This window comes from bacterium (genome assembly GCA_035527515.1).
Taxonomy (GTDB): domain Bacteria; phylum B130-G9; class B130-G9; order B130-G9; family B130-G9; genus B130-G9.
On record DATLAJ010000064.1, the window covers coordinates 13,790 to 33,364 of the forward strand.

The following is a 19,575-nucleotide window of genomic DNA, read 5'->3' on the forward strand; positions in this document are numbered from 1 at the left end:
TGAGCAAGTCCGGCGTGCCAAGATCATCCTGCCATGAAATCGATCGCCGCAAAGGCCTGGTTCTTACTCCGCCTCCTCGTTTTCTCGCTCGCTGCCTTGGCCTACGCAGCATGGGTAAGATTGCTCTGCCGCCGCCGCTGTGCGTTGAAGGGGACCGCCGAATCCAGAACGGCCATCGTATTCATCTCCACGCATCCTTTCACTGGCCTCTGGCAGAGGCCGCAGCAGATAGCTGTGCGCCTCGCCAAATCATATCCCATTCTCTATTTTTGGCCGAGATACGCCTCTGACCTCGCAAGGCGGAAAGAGAACTCCCAGCAGGTTGAGCCCGAAAGCGCATCATCGATTCGGCTCGTGTCGCCGCTTCTGCTCCCGTTCGGGCGAGCAATCCCAGCGGTGTATAAAGCGAATCTCGGAACCGCTAGGTCGGCGATCGCCCATCGCCTCCGTGCGATGGGTTTTTCTGCCGCGCCCACACTTTGGTTCTACGCGCCTCGTTTCGCCCATCTTCTGGACTCGCTTGAGCATTCCGCCGTGGTTTACGACATCATGGACGAGCACTCGGCCTTCAGCTTTGCCAGGCGCGACATGAAAGAGCTTGAGACTAGACTCTTGCGGGACGCCGATGTCGTGTTTGCCGGAACTAACACGCTTGCCGAGCGAAAGAGGGAGCTTGCGCCGGAGATAAAGTATCTGCCGTGCGGCGTCGAGTTTGAGCACTTCAGCGCCGCCGCGGCCCAGAAACTGCCTGTTCCAGCTGCCTTTTCAAGCGTCAATGGCCCACTGATTGGCTACTTTGGCGCTGTGGACGACCGGCTCGACTTCGACATGCTCCTTGCCGCAGCGATGAGGCATCCTGACTGGACGATCCTGCTGGTAGGCCCCAGGTTTGGGACGAAGTCTCAAAATGAGCTCGTCCAGTCCCAACCCAACATCGTCATGCCCGGCCTCGTCCCCTACGCGGAGCTACCAGCCTATCTTGCCCAGTTTGACGTCGCAGTGCTCCCGTTCGTTCTTAATGAGCTCACGATGCACATACACCCGACCAAAGTGCTGGAGTATCTTGCATCCCGAACTCCGGTTGTATCCACACCCATTCCGGACGTCGTGAAGTTCTACTCTGGGGTCGTGAAGATAGCCTCGACGCCGCATGAGTTCATCGCCGCGGTCGAGAATCTACTCAGCAGGCCAGATGCGGACGCAGTTGAGCGAGGCTATCAGATGGCTCGCGCCTCGTCCTGGGATGCCCTGGTCGAGAGAATGATGGCCGACTTAAAGAGGGCCTTACTGGGCCGGAGCAAATCTAGCGGGCGGAGTCCGGCGACAAATGGGCATGCCTGACCCCGTCCACCGCGATGCGGATGCTCTTGAAGGTCCGCATCGTCCGCACAGCATCCAGCCCATTGTGGGTCTAGCAGTCGTGTTTGCGGTAGCCTTTGCCATTCGGCTGGTTGGCATAAACTGGGCTCTCCCCGCGGTTATCCACCATGACGAGCGCAACGTTGGGCTGGCGGTTCTAAAAGCGCTGTTCTCGGGGGAGCCTTGCCCCACATTCTACTACTATCCGGCGCTAGCTGTGTTCAGCCACTATGTCTCGGCGGTGGTGGCTTTCACCGTGGGCAAGCACTATGGCCTGTTGGGACGGCTCACTGACCTGAGGCTTCCCGATTACCTCCCGTACGCTAGGTTCGCCAGTGCCCTGGCAGGGGCGCTCACCGTTCTAGTGGTGGCAAAGACCGCGAGGGACGTCCGACGAGGCGCTGGCATACCCGCGGGCCTGGTCGCCACTTTCGGCTTCATCAGTGTCCTGCACAGCCACTATGCCACCCCAGACGTTTCGCTGACCCTATTCGTCCAACTCGCCCTGCTGTTCTCGTTCCTGAGTCTCTCTCGCCGAAGCCCTCGCTCAAGCTTCTGGGCAGCGGCTTTCGCGGCCTTCGCGGCGTCGTTCAAATACACCGCTTTCCTCGTCATTATCCCAGCGATTGTCTCCGCCGTGCTCGTTGGACCAAAGGGCAATCGGATGGGCCGCGCAACGCAGGTAGCAGCAGTCGGATTCGCTATCTTCGCAGTTATCAACATTGGCGGCATCATCGACTTGCCCGTCCTCGTCGATCATGTCCGAGCCGAAGCCATGCACTACTTCCAGGCGGGCAACCTCGGAGTCCCAGGCGTGAGCTGCGAGAACCCGCGCGGGGTCATGTTCCACGTTCGTGCGGCTCTCGGCGACGTTGGCTACGTGGCGGCCGGGCTCGCCATCCTCGGCATCATAACCTGCGCGTCATCTCGGCTGGGAAGGCGCTATCTGCTGGTCTCGTTGGCCTTCGTTGTGCCTCATCTCGCGCTCTTTGCCTCCGCAAGGGCCGCGTTCCCAAGGAATGTGCTCCCGCTAACCCCATCCGTTGCCATCCTCGCCGGGGTTGGCATCGCCCGGGTGGCAGAATCTGTCCGCACTAAGAGCCTCCGGCCGAAAGTGATCGCACTCGTGACCGGGCTTGCCATTCTGCTCCCAGCCCGGGCCACGCTCTTAAATGACTATGTGATGACGCGGGCCTGTTCTCTCGCGAGGGTTCAAGAATGGTTCATCCGAAACGGGGAGCCGGTCGGCGGCGTAGGCTACCGGGTTGCCTCGCTGCACTCGCTTTGGACGCCCAGAACCGTGGGGGCGAGAGACCTTTCGATCGGCGAGGTGTTTCTTGAGCGCCTGAAGAATCAGGAGAATCTGCCGGACCCCGCGTGGTTCTTAGAACAGGGAGCTGTTTTCTTCACGATCGAACGCTGGGGGGTTGGCCGGTATTCCGGGCTCGACTGGCCAGACCGCATGTTAGGCCTCATCCGGCACTACTGCGTTTTGGTTGACACTATCAGCGGCTGGCCGCCGGATGCTAGGTGGTTCCCTAATAGCGGCTTTGCGGCTCCTGAGGTTGGCCCGGACACGTTCTTTGGACCCACCGTTGAGATATTCATCCTAAAGCCTGCTTTTCCCCCACCACAGACCGGAGCAGGATGACCCCACACGGGGGAACAGGGCCCTAATCGCCCTGCATCAGTGGCGCCCATGAGCTGCATACACCCAGGCGGAGCAACAGGCCCAGCAACAAAGATCAGCTTCTCTGAGCGCGACCTCGCCAAGTAGTTCGTAGTTATAGGTAGTTCCAGATTGCAGGCTCTACTTGGGCAGTTCGCGTTTCGGGGTGTACGTTGCATATTGCAACTTTCGCAAGGGAGTCCTGGTTTTGCAGCCGGGGAAAACTGTCCCAAATGGGACAATTGGTGGTAAAGCGCTGTCCCAAATGGGACAGTTAGCGAAACATAGATATAACTATCCATTAGGGGCGCTCATGATATAATAATCGTAATATGACCAATTCCTGCAAGGGGGAGAGTCAAGGCCATTTTCTGAGGGTGCAAGAACCGCTTCTGATCGAAGCTAGGCTAATAATCGCCGATAAGCTAAATAGTTGGGCTGTTTGGCACGGGATGTGCTGATTTTCTATAACGAAGCGGAAACACCTGTCAAGGAGGTGGCAAGAAAATGTACTTCAAAGTAGTTGTCGAATGTGGGCACGTAGGTGCTGGCAAGAGCGTAGAGACTGTCAGGTATTGGCATGCCAGAAGTGTTTCTCACGCGCTGTTTTCCGCTTCAGGCCTGCCGCGGGCCAAGAAGAAGAACTTGACCGTTGTCAAGTCCGTGGTTCCGATAACCCGGGATGAGTTCGACGTTGGCCTGAAGGAAGAGGCGTCGAATCCCTACCTCTCATGGGTTTCGCGGCCTGTCGAGTCTGGACACTTGGCCAGACGGGCAAGCTAAACTCGCGTTCATCGCGCGATACCTCTTGCCACTGTTTTCTCGGCCCTACTTGTTCTAGCGAGCATGGCTTACCGGCTCTGACTTGACAAAACCCTCACTTTAGCATTCACTTCTGCCTCCGAGAAAGCTGTTCAGTCTTAGGCTGAGAGTTTAGCCCCTCTCCTCTGGTGTTCAGCTCCTGAGAACAAGGATGAGGTCATCTGTTCCTTGCGACATTTTGACATAACCGGGCTCTGCATATTCCTTATTGCTTTTCTTGTTGCCTCGGTTGGGTTATTCACCTATTTCTCGTTCGACGACTATATCTACTTGCGACTAGCGCAGGAATACGCGTCCAGCCTCAAGACCTTTTTCACGCCTTTCTGGACGTTTAACCCTTGGATTTATTACCGACCTCTTCCCTCGATGTTCTGGGTAATCTTGTTCACGCTTTTCGGACCGTTCCCCACGCCATACGAGCTCGGCATCATGTTTATCTTTGCGACGATGGTATTCTTTGTCTATCGGCTTGGAAACCTTCTCGGTGGACGGATTGCTGGTGTTGTAGCCGGGCTGCTGGTGCTCTTTTACTTCCCCATCTACAGCCTCTCCTGGCTGCGGTCCTCATCCTCCCTACAGATGGAACTGTTCTTTGTTGCCTCGGGGATGTTCTACATTGCGCGATGGGCGAAGTCTTTGTCAACGCGTCACGCACCCAAAAGTCTTCCTTGGCTGGGGATTGCGCTCTTGATCGGCGCATTCCTGTCGAAAGAAGCATCATTCTTGATCCCCCTTCTGCTACCTCTTCTGGTGCCCAAGAGGCGAGTTATCAAGCTCGCTGCGGGTCTGTTTGTTACAGGTATTGGGATATTCTTCGTTATCAGAAACCTGATCGAGCCGGGTTTCCCACTTCACGTCCCAAGGTTTGATTTGATGCCGATTGCAGGGGACCTGGAGTTTTTTCTGTGTGATCAGTTCCTATTCTACCTGCCTGCCTCGCTCATTGTCTTGGCCGCGCTGGCTTGGGGCAGCAGAAATCGGCACGTTTATCTCCTTTTATGTGTCGTCGCGTTTTTTCTCATAGATGCCTTTGTCGGATACACAGTCACGACGCAACGGGCGAAACTGGCCGTATGTCTTGTCGTCTTGGCGTATTGCTTCATCAATGCGCCCGCTAAAGCGAGGTGCTTGCTTGTCTGGGTCGCACTTCTATTTATTCCCCCTCTCTCCGTTCTCGACACGAACATCCACCAATCGGATGAATCATTCGTGGGCTTGGCGTTGTTTTTGGGTATTGGCGTTGCGAGGCAGACGAGGCTCGCCTCGAGGATAGGTAGGTCCATTGTCCGAGCTCATAAGTCGAGAGCCGAAAGGCCAAAAGGCATCGCCGGCGGCTTGCATGAACAGACCCTTGGCTTAAGAGCTAGACTTGCACGACGGTTGCGTATCGCAGGTGCACTATTGTGCGTACTGCTGCTTGGCTACGCGGCCTATAGTATTGTCTCGCTCAATCTCCGAATCGGCGTGGCTGAGGCGCGCATGGCAATCCAACAGTCGAGGCTGACGAGTGACCTCCGTGAATACCTGTGTGGCCTACAAGTGCGAGATATGAGGGTTCATATGACTAATCTTCCCAGGCTTATCTCGGTTCCAGACTTCCCATTCGACGCTCTTCTGCATGGCTGCTGGCTTATCGTCGATGAACGTATTTCGGCGAGAATGGGCATTTTTGCCCTGACGAATGAAACACCGAAGAGGATAATAGACGACGTGACCTCGCGCTCACACCTTATCAAGCGACTCTCCAGAGGACCTCACGAGGTGCTGGTCTTCCTCTCCCCAAAGCAATGGCTCCAAGCAGAGAGACCAGCATTGTTGGATTAGGGAGCTTGAGACATAACTGTTTCAGAGAGGCGAGATAAGGTGCGGGGGTCGTTAGGGCAACGATCCCCCACACCTAGTTTTGCCCTCGCAGGTGGATAGGGTCGGGCAGGACTCATGCTAGCCTGCCGAGGGCTTAAAACTGAACCACATGGGGCTCATCGGGGCGAACTTTATCTACACACCTCCCTGTTATTGCTTCTTACCAATTCCTTACGAGATGTCTAATTATTTCAAAGCAGATTCTGTGCCACAGTAGTCAGCCGATTCTTCAGATTGCCTATTCAAGGGGTGAATTGGGCACGCATCGCGGTTTTCTGCCCCAAGTCGGGCAGAATTGGTATGTGTTTGGATATCGGGACTTATTTCGCTTATATCTGGTCAATATCGTGATATTGCGCCAATCGATCCTGTTTCTTTATTTGTCCCATTTAGGACAGCGATTCTAGGCCGATTGTGCCATTTGGGACAAAACGTAAGCAAATCGCATATCAGCAGACCAGCGTGATGTCGCGAATCGTCTAAGGTCAGGCTTGAAGGGCCTGGCTCATGGCCGCGAGCCATTGGGATCACTTCGTTGAAATAAGCTCGATCGTGTGGACGACAGGGATATTGCGGCCGATATGGGCGAGTCCGTCCGCTATCTGCATAACACAGGCGGGGCAGCCGGTTGCTACAATGTCGGCGCCAGTCGCAAGGATGTTCTTGGCCTTGTCCGTGGCAATCTCGCTTGAGATGTCATAGTGATGAACGCTGAACAGCCCTCCACAGCCGCAGCACACGTTCGCGTCCTGCATCGGGACGAACTGGACGCCGGCGGTGTTGTTTAGGATCGTTTTTGGCTGTGCGACGATGTTCATTCGCCTGCCGAGGTGGCATGCCTCGTGGTAGGTAACTTTGACAGGTTTGGCGGGGTCGAGTCCCAGTCGTTCAAGCAGGTCTTTGTTGACCGAGAACTTCGTCCGGCCGAGCACGTCAACGAGCAGCTCCGAGACGTCGATTATGCGGCCGGCGACGGTCTGTGCCGAGGCGAGCATCCGGGGATCATCTCTAAACAGGATTGGGTAGTAATGCTTGATCGCCGATCCACAGGAGCCGCAGGTGGTAACTATCACTTCTGCGCCTGTCTGAAGCAACACCTTTATGTTGTGCTTGGCAAGCCTCCTTGCAGAGACGAGGTCGCCCGATATGATTGCTGGCATGCCGCAGCACTTCTGTTTGAGGGGGACGAAGAGCGAGACATCCTTTGAGGCCAGTCGGAGCAGCTGGAGGGGGACCTCGGGGCAGGAGTAGTTGGCCATGCATCCGACGAAGTAAGCAACTGACCGGGTTTGCGGGGCATCTTCCGGAGTAGATCGGCTCCTGGCTGCGGCAGAGCTGAGGAACGGACGCGGCGCTATCTTTGGAAGGAGACGGTCTCTTGGGACCATGATTGGGAACCTGAGGTGCATCCCGGATTCGCTGGGGACTTTGAAGAAGAACAGGCGACGAAGCACTCGCGCCAAGAATGCGCCGAGGTTCATTAGCGATCTTGTCTGGAGGACTGTCCGAAAGGCCATGAAGAAGGGGAGATTGCTGGCTTTCTTTCTTCTGAGCGCTGACCGCCCGGCGATCATCCTCGCGTCGAAATCAAGGTCGTTAGGGCATTCGTCCATACAAGCCGTGCAAACAAGACACTGCGAGAGATAAGACGCGACGTCGTGCTCGGCGTCGATCTCGCCGCTCGCGAGCGCCTCAGCCAGAGCCATCTTGCCTCTCGGCGCAACCATCTCGACGAGTTTCTTCTTATAGACGGGGCATACGGCAAGGCACGAGCCGCATCTTAGGCACACCTTCTTCGCGTCGTCTGTCAATCTCAAGACTTTCGACGTCTCACCTTTCTCGACAACTGCTAGTAAATCCCGACTCATTTGTATATCCGGTCTCGTGCACTGCTTCAAAACCGCATCCCACATGCCTGTAGGCTCTTCATCCTAGCAATCATCGGCCACGAAAACGAGGCTAGCTCCTCGATTTCAGACCGCCAATCGCATAACTGTAACATCTATCGACGCCTGAAGGATACCGGCTGACGGTCATAAGTTGAGTAGAGAAGACCTGTTCATGGGTGTGGCGTGGGCGAGGGAGAAACAACAAAACAGACCAATGCGGCACGAAGCCAGACGCGCTCAAGCCAATAATCTGTGCAAATCGCGCTGACCCTCTATCGCAAATCGCGCTCTTCCCATTTGGCTTTGCCGATTGCATGATAGGTTCTCGTGAATACTAGCTGAGGTATGTGAGCCCATTGCACTCGAGGTTTTTTGGAAGTGGCCAATACACGAGGTATTGAGACGGCGCTTCTGGCGCGGCTTCCTGACGATGGAGCTCTGCGCTCATGGTGGCCGAGGGCGCGATGCCGGCTTATATCACCCGCTGCTGCGCCTCCGCTGGAGCTTTTGCTTGTGGCGGCTAAGCTCTCGCTTGCTGGCTTCAGGTGCAAGGTGGTTGATTACGAGGCGGAGGGGCTCGAGTGGGGGGCGTTGCGCTCGGACATAGTGAGACATCGCCCGAGTCTGATCGTGTTCGGCGCATCGCTTATCACTCTTGACAGGGAGCTGACAGCAGTTCGAGAGGCGAAGGCGCTTGTGCCGGATTCTGCCGTTGTGCTCTGTGGGCGTGACCTCCTCTTTGAGGAGGCCCGAATCCATTGGGAGTGTCCCGACCTGGATGCGATAATTAGCGACCCATTCGGCTTTGCCGGCCCCGGTCGCTTGAAAAATCGGGATGCGCTGTTGAGGTTGGCCCAGTCCGGGCGGCTTGGCGCATCGGTTCGTATCAGCTCGTTCTCGGGGAGAGAGATGCTCAAGATAAACAGGATGCTTATGTCGCCCTGGGAGATGTTGAAGCTGCCGCTATACAAGGCGCCGTTGGGCGAAGAGGCCAGGCTTCCGGTCTTGGTTTCGGTGGGCTGCAAGCACAGCTGTCTGCACTGTCTCGTTCCGCGGCTTTCGGGCGGCGTTGCACAGATGAAGAGGCCATCTTTGGTGGTAAGAGAGATGCGCCGCGGCCTTCTAGATATGGGTCAGCATAGCTTCGAGCTAGTCGGCGACAACCTCGCCCCACCTGACCTGTGGTGGGAGGAGCTCGTGGACGAGATGTCTCGTGCAGGCCTCAAGACCGCACGCTTCAGCTTTCGGACTTGCGAGTGCGGCATCTCGGCGCAGCTTGCGAAGAGGCTGCAAAAGGCCGGGTGCGATATGGCAACGATCGTTCTGCCCGTCGCGTTTGAGAGGGCAGCGTCCGAGCTTGCCTTCGGGCCTAAGCTCGATAGGGAGACCTGCATAGGGACGTTAAGAACGCTCCGAGGGGCTGGCATTCTGACCTGTGTATGCTTCGTGGCGGGGCTTCTAGAATCTGAAGAGGAGGACCTTGCGGGCGCGATGAGGCTCGTGACCAAAGGCGGCGCAAGCGTGGTGGAGGTCCTGGATGCGAACTGCACGTCGGGGTCGAGGCTTGATGACATGCTGAAGAGGAAACGGCTTGCTGAAAGCCAAATCAGCGCCAGAAAATCAGCAGACCGATCGTATTCAGATGGTGTTTCAGCCCTTGCGGCCAGAGCGGCGAGGCGCTTCTGGCTACGGCCTTCATCTCTTATCGGGGCGACGAGGCGCTTTGGCCCGTCTGCGCTTGCAAAGGTTGCTCGGATGTTGCTATCATCGGCCCGTATTTAGGTGGATTGGCTTTTTTAATTTGCGCCATTTTGCAGAGCTCGGGGGGCCGCCTGGCACGCCTGAGTGTTGGGCGAGAGTTTGCCCTCAGAGCGATGAGAGGAGGCATCCCGGTGGCCCAATAGAGCCGGCTGGACGCTTTATTTTGTAGTATCGAAACCCGCTAATCATAGGGAGAACAAACCTATGCGAAGACATCTTGTGATACTGATGATAGTCGCTGTTTCGACCTTCATGTTCTTTGCCGGCAATCAGGCTCTGGCGGCCTTGGGGGACGTCGGATACCAGTTCTCGGCGCCAGAGGAGCTGAATCCTCGCGGCCTTGCCGTGGACGAGTCCGGCCTTCTTTACTCTTCTGGCGTGGTTGTAATTGGCGACATCGTCTCGCCCATGCTCTATGTCCTTGACACGATCGGTGGCACAACCCGCGACTCGTTCATGATCGACTATGTGGAAAATACTATAAATGAGGTGCAGCCCCGGGGCTGTGCATGGGTCGCCGGCGATGTGTGGATCATTGATTCGGGGTCAGTGCCGAGGCTCTTGTGCATAGACCCAGCCGATGGGAGCCTTGTCTCGTCATTTCATGTCGATGGCCGGATGATCGGCCTGACCTATGATGGTGAGAATCTTGTCTGCCTCAAATCTAGCTCGGGCGGCGGGACGCTCATTTGGTATGGTCTTGATGGGACAGAGCACTCAAGGGCGGATTTGCCGTCACAAGTGGGCCTGACTGAGCTGGTTCAGGGCTTCGGGGTGGCTGCGGCCGGCAAGGACCTGTTCGTTTCGGCAACGTGTGGTCAGAGCGATAGCATAGTTTTCATTCGCAAGAGCGACGGGGCGATCGACCCTGGCTTCGTGGCGCCCAACTCCGAGCTGTATGAGCTGGCGTTCGACGGCCTTTACCTGTGGGCAGTGGATTACGGATCAAAGATGTTGCTCCGCATCGATGTTGGCCGGGCGGGCGAGAGCGGAACAGTCGCGGTTCAGATTAGCAATGGTTCCGAGAACGCCGAGGGCTGCCCGCTGCCAAATGCGGCCGTAACCATAACTGACGCATCGGGCGTGAAGACCTCGCTGGAGAGCGACCATCTGGGGCGTGTCCGTTTCAGGACGGTTTCGGTTGGCGAGCACGTTGGTCTTGCAGTGAGCAAGCCGGGGTTCGTCGGCTACACGTTCGATACCTTCGCTGTTTCGGCCGGGACTATGAACATCTTTGAGTGCGATCTGGTCCCGGAAGACGGGATGGTCATGCCCTGTGACAGCAGCTTTGATGAGCAATGGGCACTTTTCGACCCGATGCGCGCGGCGGATGTCAACGCTCCCGCTGGGTGGCGAGTCGAACGCGGCGACAGCTCGTCAGTCATCGTCGCAATAGTGAGCACGGGGATTGACCTGAATCACCCGGACCTTAGGGATAACCTTTGGACCAATTCCGGCGAGACCGACGCCGACGCGATTGATAACGACGATAATGGCTACGTAGATGACGTGTTTGGCTGGTCGTTCACGAAGGACGGCAAGGGAGGCAGTGGCGTGTTTGACGAGGATGGCGTGGGCACGGCTGTGGCGGGCATAGTGGCCGGCAGCGCCAACAACAGTCCGTCTCTATTCACGGACCAAAACGGCAGCCCACTCAACGTCGCGGGCCTTTCTTGGGGCGCCTCGGTCATGCCCCTCAAGTTCGATGGGTCCAGACAAGCGATGTGGGAGGCGGTTCGATATGCGGTGGACATGGGCGCTAAAGTCGTTTTGATTCCAGTCGGCTTTGATGCCAAATCCGCACAGCTTGAGGACGCCGTCAACTATGCGGCCGTCCACGACGTCGTAGTGGTCTCGGGGACGGGCGATTCTGGCGGCGTGTCCGGCTACCCCGCGAGTTTCAACGGCGTCTTGGCTGTCGGAGCGACTGACAGGAGCGGACAGCTTGCATCCTACTCGAGCATAGGGGACAACGAGGAGGGGAGAAAGGTTGACGTTGTGGCCCCGGGCGGTGCAGGCGGCCCCGGGGACGGGGATGGCATTCTCACGACGCTTCCAACTTACCAGTGTAGCCTATCGACGGACGGTTATGCTCTCGGCTATGACTACTTCCACGGAACCGCCTGCGCTGCGGGCTTCGCGGCCGGTGCCTGCGCCCTGTTGCGGTCGCATTTCCCGGATGAGACCGCCTCCGAGATCGTCCAGCGGTTGAGGCAAAGCGCAAAACAGGTTGGCGATGACATCAAGACAGGGGCGGGGCTTATTGACGTCCATGCCGCCTTGACCGGAGCGTCGGCCGACCTGCCGCCGGCCATCGAGGCCGTCTCGTTCAACAACAGCTACATCTCGCAGGTGGATGGTGGCAACTTGACGATAACTGCCGAGGTCGCGACTCCGGATGGCAAAGACGATATTGCGAGCGTGGAGCTCTACTTCGAGGGTGCGCCGACCGGCATTCTGATGCACGACGACGGGCTTGACGGGGACCTGACGGCGGGTAACGGCGTATTCAGTTATTCGATCTATATCTATCCGGAGATGTTCGCCTCAGGCCAGTATCTAGTGGGGGTAGTGGCGACCGATTCTTCAGGGCAGCAGAGCGGCATGTGGCCGTATCTGATTGTGAACGGAGCCAGGTCCTCCCGGATGTGCCTGGCCGGGGGCGCTAAGCACTTGCGCCCTTGCTTGTTCGCGGCAGATAACCGGCCAACGATACAAATGGCAAGCCTTAGCGGCACGTCGGTTACGACGCAGGGAGGGATTGTCAGGATAACCGCCGTGGTCAGGGACTCGAGCGGGTCATCGTGGTCAGACATCGACCGGGTTGAGCTATTCCTGGAGGGGCAGACGCCGCTTGGAGTTTATCTGTGGGACAATGGGCAGCAGGGCGATGACGTGGCCGATGACGGGACTTACACGTTCTACTCGGGCGTAGGCGGCCTTGCTGCGGGTCGTCTCCTACTCGAGCTTGTCGCGTCCGACAGGCACGGTCAGAGAAGCGATACTTGGCCATATCTGACGATTCACTGACCGGGCTTGATTCTGTTTGGCCGAGGTCGATCCGCAGCTCGCGGTGATCGGGTTTGATCTATTCTTGATAGATGACGGTTTCGATGATCCATCAGGAGCCCAGGTGATTATCGAATCGCTGCTTTCTGGGAGAGACCGTTGAGACGTGTGAGGGGCAGAGAAGAGGGTCTTGCCTCGGAAATGCCCACGTGTGATGGTGTCCCTTCGCTGACACTTCAAGAGAGATGGGTCTATTCGTCTGCCATCCTCCTGAACGCTTTGAGCGTCGCGGTTACTGGGCATGTTGCAGCTGCTGATGGCGATCGGACGCTTTGCTGCATTGCTCCTGAGGGCAAGCTTGTCTTCACCAAGCGGTTTGAGGATAGAATCCGCACCTTCAGGCTCTCCCGGGATGGCGCATATCTCTTCGTATCGCTGTTCAACAACACCTCTTTTCTTCTGGACTCAGCGGGAGAGACACTATGGGAGATAGGGCATTCTAATGTCATCTCAGCATCCGACATCCGCATTTCCGACGGCGCCGTCATCGTTGGCGGGCCCTCCCAGGCCGTCTGCGTTTTCAACCGAGATGGGAGGCAAGTCAGCTCGCTGGAGATTGGCGCTCCCATTGAGTTCATACAGGTTTCGGCGGACGAAAGTTCCGTCTTGGTCGGCAATTTCAACGCGTTCATTGGTGTGGTTGATGACGGGCTCGAGGCGCTGTGGCTGCGAAGGTTAGGGACCTTATGCGGCGTGGGGCGATTCAGCTCGTGCGGCCAGTGGATAATACTGCCGGCTTACGGAATGGGAGCTTACCTGTTCGACAGCCGGGGCCAGGACGTTCGTGCCTTCAAGCCAAGGCGCCCGGTGAGATTTGCCGCATGTGTTGATGAGTGCAAGGTAGTAGCCTTGGGCACAATCGACGGCGAGCTATACCTGCTTGGCCGAGATGGTGGCACGCAGGTCAGATTCGAGCTGTCATGCCGGCCCAGCAGCTGGGCAATCGACGCTGGCAGCCGCCTGATCGCGATCGCAGATAGTTTGGGGTCTGTTCGCTGCTACGAGCTTATCTCTGGCGACAGCTCGCGCTTCTGGTTCCTTGAGCATTCCCATAACGGGGCCGAAACTTCCGAGAAGCGGCCGCTTTACGTTTTTAAGCTCTTCCGGCAAGCAACCAGCCGCCGAGGTGCACAGGTCAGGGTGCTCCCTGGCGGCAAGCACACCCTCTGTGCTACGTCCGAGGGCCAGATTCTCTCTATCGACTGGAAAGGACAGAGAAGCCAGGTAGCGTCCCTCGGCACAACGATTTTCTCCCTCCAGCTTGCCTCGCGGTCATACTGCTTTGCTGCGACCACTGAAGACCAGCTCTACGCCTTCGCCCACGATCAGCTTAAGTGGCATAGGCGTATCGGGACAGCGATGCTGGCGATCAACGCGCTCGGAAACCACTTCGCAACGATGGATGTCGCCGGAAACATCTACGTTTTTGACAGTCATGGCGAGCTGATCAGGACCTGGACGAAATCCTCGGACGCTCGCTACTTCCTCATCTCCCCATCCGGCGAGGACATGGTCGTGGTTGAGGCGCGTCGGGCGGTGGTCGTTGATTTCAAGGGAAGGGCTGTCTTCTGCGTTGAGTTCAGTCCGGGCGCGCGCCTTGGGACCGACGATCAGTCCGTTTATGTTGGTGATTCTCGTGGCGCTGTCACGGCGTTTGATCTCGCTGGTCAGAGGTTGTGGGCTGCCAATATCGGCGAGCCGGTGGCCAGGTTGCGGCCTTTTGAGGATGGTCTTTTCTGTACAACGACCTCGCAGTCAGCGTTTATGATAGGAAACGACGGAGAGATAGCGTGGAGGAAGACACTTGCCAGCAAGAGCTCCGTCGTGGCCAGAAATCAAAAGAGGGAGTTTATCGAGGTGTTCCGACAGCAGAAGGCGCTGATCTGCCTGAGGCTCGGCGGCGAGCTCCTATGGAAGGCTGACCTTTCGGGAACACATCGGTCGCTGTCGGTCGATGCATCGGGGGAGTTTGTGAGCGCGTTTGACGGCCTTTCAATCTGGCTGTTTGCGGTTTCCGACCTCGAGCCAAGCGAGCCGGACAGGTTCGATTTTCTCGAGCTGTGAATGCTCTTCAATGGGGCCGGTCATCCGGGGAGTGCCTCAAGGCGAGCAGGTCAAGCCATGTTCGATCAAACCGGCCCGGGCCAGACTGCTATCCACTGCCCTACGAGCGGAAGCTCATGGGTCTGCTAATCCTCCGTCTCCTGCAAGGCTTTAGTGACAAGCTCCCCGTCTTCTATGCAGAAAATGACGCCCTTCACCGATTCGGTGAGAGTGCTGGAAATGTTGGCGATTGAGACTACGCATCCGGCATATATTGTGTCGATGATGGTTATTCGGCCCCGGAGAAGCTCGCGGAGATTCTTTTTCAACGCAGCACGTTTGGCCTCAGCAGCGCGCTGCTGTTCATACAGATCGACCATGATCGTAACGTAGTTCTTGACCTTGAGTTCATTCTCCCGACGATACGTGGACGAGCCGATGAGCATCTGGATGTTGCGCTCGTATTCGTCGATCTCGCTCGCCTTCTCGGCGATGGTCTTGTCGAGCTCCTTGATCTGCTGAGTGATGTCTTTAAGGCTCATCTTCGGGTCTCCGATATAGGCGCTTGTTTTGTTGGACCTCTTGCTGCCCATATTCCTGATGATGATCTCTTTGCCCGCCTGAACTAGGCTGTTTAGGATGTGTCCATTTTTGGAACCAACATCAACTTTGTTGCCAGCTCTGACGACGCTGTCCAGCACGTGTCCTGAGACCATGACCGTGTCCCCCGCTGTAACTATGGCCTGCTGAATAAACCTCGCAGCCACGGTCTCTTTAGCCTCAATATGCGCCTCTTTCTGGTGACCATGGATTCCTCCCTTCACCATGACACTGCCATGCCTTGAGACAACCCTCGAGCCCTCCACTATCCCGTGGACAATGATGTCGCCGTCCGCCTCAACTGAAAACCCAGCCAACACGTCGCCCTTCACTTTGACGTCGCCCGCACTGTTTACATTGCCTGTGGAGTAGCCCAGATTGCCGCGCACGACATAAGTTTTCTCGACATAAAGCCGCCCTCGGTTGTCCATCATCACGCTGCCGTCTGTCGCCGCCCGAAGCTCCAGGCCATCCTTGGAGACATAAGTTCCTTTGCCTTTCGAGAGGCTTATGTCTTTGCCTGGAATCGGCAATATCACCCGACCATCAACGGTGGAACCCGCCGTCCCCTTAGTAGCCGGTATCTTCCTGACGAGGATATTGTCCTGCTCGACCGGCACTAACATGTCATAAGATTTAAGATCGACTGAGCCGTCAGGGAGTATCTTGGGCTGCGGCTTGTGCATTACATTCACCACTTGCTCGGCCTTCGCATTCTCTCCGTCTATCGGCTTGACAGCTTTCGCGACCACGGTAGCAGTCTCTACCGGCCGCCTCCGCACTATATGATGTAGCTTCTCCTCGTCGATGTCCGCAACAACGCCTGCCTTGTACAGACAAAACCGAAGGTCATCAGGTGTTATTTCCGATTGGTCCCAGTCAGTTACCTCAATTTGAGCCTCCGCCCCGTTGCTGGAAACCGTTACTTCAATGACGCTCTCCTTCCGCTTGTCGAAGTAGGTGAAAACTGGCCCGATGTCCTCTGGCTCGCTCGACGCCCTCTGAATGACCTCCATGATCCGCTGAAGGTCCATGTTGCCCACGCCAGCCTTGAGCATATTGGACTTGATGTCCTCAAAGTTGTACCGGGACCTTACCTCCGGGGCAACCGTCATCGTCAAGCGCCCGCCGGATTCTGTGATCGGGAGAGAAAATACTTCGTGCGTCTTCTTCTCAGTCAAATTGCTTCACCATAATCATAAAGTAGGTCCCAGAGAATGTCGCGCAAAGCAAAGCAATTGCACACGGCTCTGATTCATATCATCGATTTGCAGCCGTCAAAGCTTAGATCGGCGACAACGTCTGAATGTTGTAAGGACAAGAACATACCAGCCAATCTGACAGAGCACAATAGACGAGAGGGCACAGCAAATCCACCACAGAAACATCATTTAGCCCTATATCTGAGCCTGAAACGCCACATCATAAGCAGGCTCCGAAGCGCAGTTTTCAAACTGAATGTGGATGACCCCATTGAACGGTCATAGAAAACGATCGGGTATTCGACCATTTTCAGCCCATGCTGCTGCGCAAGGCACAGGATTTCCTGCACAACCTCCGGGCCCTTTGAGATCATGCTCTGAAGTGGCAGTTTCTGCAATGCCGAGGTCCTGAAGAGCCTGAACCCTGACGTCAGATCATGCCCGTAAATCCCCAGCACAGCCATGATGTAACCGTTGGCAAGCCTCGTGATGATCTTACGGCCCAAACTCCTGCCAACCTGCTCTCCGCCCCTCACGCCTCGTGAACCGATCACGATGTCAGCGTCCCCTATCGCCTCGAGAAACCTGGGAATGTAGAACGGGCGGTGTGAGAAGTCAGCGTCCATCTCAACAACAAACTCTGGCCCGCGCCTCGCGGCCTCGATAAGGCCAGCAATGCCGGCGAGGCCCCTACCACGGTTTTCCTTCCTAAGCATGAGGAAGACACTCTCCGGCTGCTTTTCTGCAAGCCCTTGGACGGCCTCGGCTGTCCCGTCGGGAGAGTCGTCGTCCACAACCAGCACGCCAAAATCATCCGAAAGGAGCAGAATCTCCTTGATAAGCGGCGTGATGTTCTGACGCTCGTTGAACGTGGGGATCATCGCCAGCACCTTAAGTGGTCTGGCAGAGGTAGGTTCCGGCACGGACAGCTACTGCTCCTGATTGTGCGAGGCGAGGAATTGGATCATCGCGCTCACTTTCTTGACGAACTCCCCGAACATGTCGAGCGACAGCGATTGCAGCCCATCGCATAAGGCCTTCTTGGGCCAGGGGTGGACCTCAACCATAACGCCGTCTGCCCCAGCGGCGAGCGCTGCCAGCGACATTGGGATGATCAGGTCGGCTCGGCCCGTTGCGTGGCTGGGGTCAACAACTATCGGCAGCGCACTCAGTTTTTTTATGAGTGGGACAGCTGCGAGGTCGAGCGTAAACCTTGTCGAATCGTCGAAGCTCCTTATCCCGCGCTCGCACAAGAACACTCGCTCGTTGCCCCCCTTGATGATGTATTCGGCCGCCAAGAGCAGTTCCTCCACCTTGGCCATGAAGCCACGCTTTAGCATCACTGGGAAGCGGACCTCGCCAACCGCTTTCAGGAGCGAGTAGTTCATCATGTTGCGTGTCCCTATCTGAAGGATATCGGCGTATCTGCATACCAGATCGATCTGCCTGGCGTCCATCACCTCAGTCTGTATGAGAAGGCCGGTCTCATCCCTCGCCGTCTTGAGTATCTTCAGCCCCTCCTCGCCGAGCCCCTGGAAGCTGTAGGGCGAGGTCCGGGGTTTGAAGGCACCACCGCGAAGGACCTTGATGCCTGCCGCTTTCACCGCCCTGGCAACGGTCAGCGTCTGTTCCTCCGACTCAACCGTGCACGGCCCAGCGATTATGATCGGCTCCTTGCCGCCGATCCTTACCCCGGAGACTTCAAAACCTGCTGTTTTGTCCAAGCCTTTTCCTTTTGCCCGAATGCGAAGCAATACCTCACTGCTGAGGCCGAACGAGATCAAGCGTATTGTAGGGCGTGCCCAACCCGTGTCAACGAGTTTGGCTATTCAGTATTGTTACCGGCGACCTATGCCTGGGTGGAAGCCCCCCTGGAAAATCAGATGGTGTTGGTGACGGATAGCATGGGATCAAAATGAATGCTTGTTCATAGCACCCCCCGCGGGATTCCCAATAGAACGACAATGCCTAAGCAAGGCTGGTTTCAAGTGTCGAGAAGCGTTGGCACGGTTACGCTGCCATTCATCAAAAAGAGCATATCAGCATCGGGGCCGGCCAGACGCAGTGCGCTGTCAATTGCCTGCTGCATGAAGGAGTAAGGCTCAGCAAATACATCTCTAATAATGTTCGGATCGAGGTCTGTAACGGCAAAGAGCTTCACGCGAAGCGCGGCCTGAGCGAGGCGCCCTGCCTTGTGGCACCCAAACACAGGGTCCTGTCGAACACGCTTTATGACCTGTTTAGGGTCTCCAAGTTGTCTAATCAGTTCGATATATGAGCGCTCGCCCACGCCATTTGAACACTGCGAGACGAGGACCAGCACGCCCCCGTCTTTCACCGCTAGCAGGCCGTGCTCGAGAGTTTTTTGCAGCTGGTATAGGTCGCGGTCCAGAGGGCTTCTTGCCACCGAGACGACAACATCTGCTCGCTTGCGTATCGGCATGACGTATATCTCATCAGCTCTTTTCGTCGCAGCCATAAACGAGGCGCCAAGTTCGCCCGCGGTTGCCGCATAAATCTTCTGATCGCGGTCTAGGACGAGGTTGATGGCGAATATTGGCTTGTTCTTGAGCAGTGCAACGCCCTCGACCATATCTTCGTGGACTGGGTTTTTTTTGAGGGCCAAAGGCATGACGCCTGGCAAGAGGGCAAGGCTGTGGTTCTGCTCTATTGTCTCGAAGGCAGAAAGCCCTGGCAAAAGCGACTTCCGCCCGCCAGTGTAGCCAGCGAAATAGTGCGGCTCGACCGAGCCTAGTATGACGGTCCGGTCAGCGTCGAGCAGAAGTCTATTAAGAGAGACGTTTGTGCCTCGGCTGGTCCTGCCCAGGTTGACCATATCGGCCTTGTTATGGCAATCGTGGATGAATGTCCGCGGCGCGAGCTTCTCGTGAAGGTCGCCGAGGATGCTAACCATTTCCTTCCACGTCGGTGAGCCGTGAGCACCTGTGGCCACTGCGAAGTAGAGGTCGGCGCCTTTGGCGGTCTCGAGCAGAGCCGGCAGTACCTGCGCGGTCGGCGTTGGCCTCGCGGCATCGTTCACAACGACAAGTGTTTCCTCGCCGCGATGGGAGACGAACTGCGCAAACGGCTCCGAGGCTATGGGGTGGGAGAGCGCCGCATGCAGCGTTGCCAGTTCATCCTTGATGGGTGCCGGCTTGGGCCTGATCATGCCCATGAGGTTGCGTTTGGGCACCCGAACGACGGTGGTGTCTGGCCCATAGGGAACATCAATTGCGATCAGCTCATCGTCGGCCATCACAATCCTAATATACCATGCAGAACGACAAGAAAGCAAAAT

General features: G+C 56.7%; 12 protein-coding genes. 7 read left to right on the forward strand and 5 right to left on the reverse strand.

The window, feature by feature from the left end; genetic code table 11:
* Positions 1-33: 33 nt before the first annotated feature.
* The 4 genes from VM163_04815 to VM163_04830 all read left to right on the forward strand — a co-directional run bounded on the left by VM163_04815 (position 34) and on the right by VM163_04830 (position 5,674).
* Positions 34-1,341 (forward strand): glycosyltransferase, encoded by a 1,308-nt coding sequence (locus tag VM163_04815; GenBank protein ID HUT03193.1) that lies wholly within the window; start codon positions 34-36, stop codon positions 1,339-1,341.
* A complete protein-coding gene (locus tag VM163_04820) occupies positions 1,328-3,010 on the forward strand; it encodes a glycosyltransferase family 39 protein (protein HUT03194.1) in 1,683 nt (560 codons plus the stop codon). Before VM163_04815 ends, VM163_04820 begins: the two co-directional genes overlap by 14 nt.
* Positions 3,011-3,535: 525 nt before the next feature.
* Positions 3,536-3,811, forward strand: coding sequence for a hypothetical protein (locus tag VM163_04825; GenBank protein HUT03195.1), 276 nt, complete (start codon positions 3,536-3,538; stop codon positions 3,809-3,811).
* A 207-nt stretch (positions 3,812-4,018) separates the two neighbouring features.
* Positions 4,019-5,674, forward strand: coding sequence for a hypothetical protein (locus VM163_04830; GenBank protein HUT03196.1), 1,656 nt, complete (start codon positions 4,019-4,021; stop codon positions 5,672-5,674).
* 566 nt (positions 5,675-6,240) lie between these two features.
* Here the strand turns inward: VM163_04830 and VM163_04835 are convergent.
* The gene (locus VM163_04835; protein ID HUT03197.1) at positions 6,241-7,581 is read right to left on the reverse strand and encodes a (Fe-S)-binding protein; all 1,341 of its coding nucleotides are present in this window, start codon (positions 7,579-7,581) and stop codon (positions 6,241-6,243) included.
* A gap of 399 nt (positions 7,582-7,980) precedes the next feature.
* Here VM163_04835 and VM163_04840 point away from each other — a divergent pair, with 399 nt between their 5' ends.
* The 3 genes from VM163_04840 to VM163_04850 all read left to right on the forward strand — a co-directional run bounded on the left by VM163_04840 (position 7,981) and on the right by VM163_04850 (position 14,496).
* Positions 7,981-9,384: a hypothetical protein gene (locus tag VM163_04840; GenBank protein ID HUT03198.1), complete on the forward strand. Its 1,404-nt coding sequence runs from the start codon at positions 7,981-7,983 to the stop codon at positions 9,382-9,384.
* 183 nt (positions 9,385-9,567) lie between these two features.
* Positions 9,568-12,393 (forward strand): S8 family serine peptidase, encoded by a 2,826-nt coding sequence (locus VM163_04845; protein HUT03199.1) that lies wholly within the window; start codon positions 9,568-9,570, stop codon positions 12,391-12,393.
* A 147-nt stretch (positions 12,394-12,540) separates the two neighbouring features.
* Positions 12,541-14,496 (forward strand): PQQ-binding-like beta-propeller repeat protein, encoded by a 1,956-nt coding sequence (locus VM163_04850; protein HUT03200.1) that lies wholly within the window; start codon positions 12,541-12,543, stop codon positions 14,494-14,496.
* Positions 14,497-14,621: 125 nt separating this feature from the next.
* Here the strand turns inward: VM163_04850 and VM163_04855 are convergent, their stop codons facing one another.
* From VM163_04855 to larA, 4 genes are all read right to left on the reverse strand, one after another.
* The gene (locus VM163_04855) at positions 14,622-16,256 is read right to left on the reverse strand and encodes a FapA family protein (protein ID HUT03201.1); all 1,635 of its coding nucleotides are present in this window, start codon (positions 16,254-16,256) and stop codon (positions 14,622-14,624) included.
* Between the two features lie 206 nt (positions 16,257-16,462).
* Positions 16,463-17,200 (reverse strand): polyprenol monophosphomannose synthase, encoded by a 738-nt coding sequence (locus tag VM163_04860; GenBank protein HUT03202.1) that lies wholly within the window; start codon positions 17,198-17,200, stop codon positions 16,463-16,465.
* A gap of 6 nt (positions 17,201-17,206) precedes the next feature.
* On the reverse strand, positions 17,207-18,001 hold the full coding sequence (aroF, locus tag VM163_04865) for a 3-deoxy-7-phosphoheptulonate synthase (protein HUT03203.1): 795 nt from the start codon (positions 17,999-18,001) through the stop codon (positions 17,207-17,209).
* Positions 18,002-18,261: 260 nt separating this feature from the next.
* Positions 18,262-19,533, reverse strand: coding sequence for a nickel-dependent lactate racemase (gene larA / locus VM163_04870; protein HUT03204.1), 1,272 nt, complete (start codon positions 19,531-19,533; stop codon positions 18,262-18,264).
* Between the last annotated feature and the right edge of the window lie 42 nt (positions 19,534-19,575).

Coding starts and splice junctions, on each gene's coding strand:
- larA (HUT03204.1), bottom strand. CDS start 19,533: ATGGCCGACGATGAGCTGATCGCAATTGATGTTCCCTATGGGCCAGAC.
- VM163_04825 (HUT03195.1), top strand. CDS start 3,536: ATGTACTTCAAAGTAGTTGTCGAATGTGGGCACGTAGGTGCTGGCAAG.
- VM163_04820 (HUT03194.1), top strand. CDS start 1,328: ATGGGCATGCCTGACCCCGTCCACCGCGATGCGGATGCTCTTGAAGGT.
- VM163_04835 (HUT03197.1), bottom strand. CDS start 7,581: ATGAGTCGGGATTTACTAGCAGTTGTCGAGAAAGGTGAGACGTCGAAA.
- VM163_04845 (HUT03199.1), top strand. CDS start 9,568: ATGCGAAGACATCTTGTGATACTGATGATAGTCGCTGTTTCGACCTTC.
- VM163_04815 (HUT03193.1), top strand. CDS start 34: ATGAAATCGATCGCCGCAAAGGCCTGGTTCTTACTCCGCCTCCTCGTT.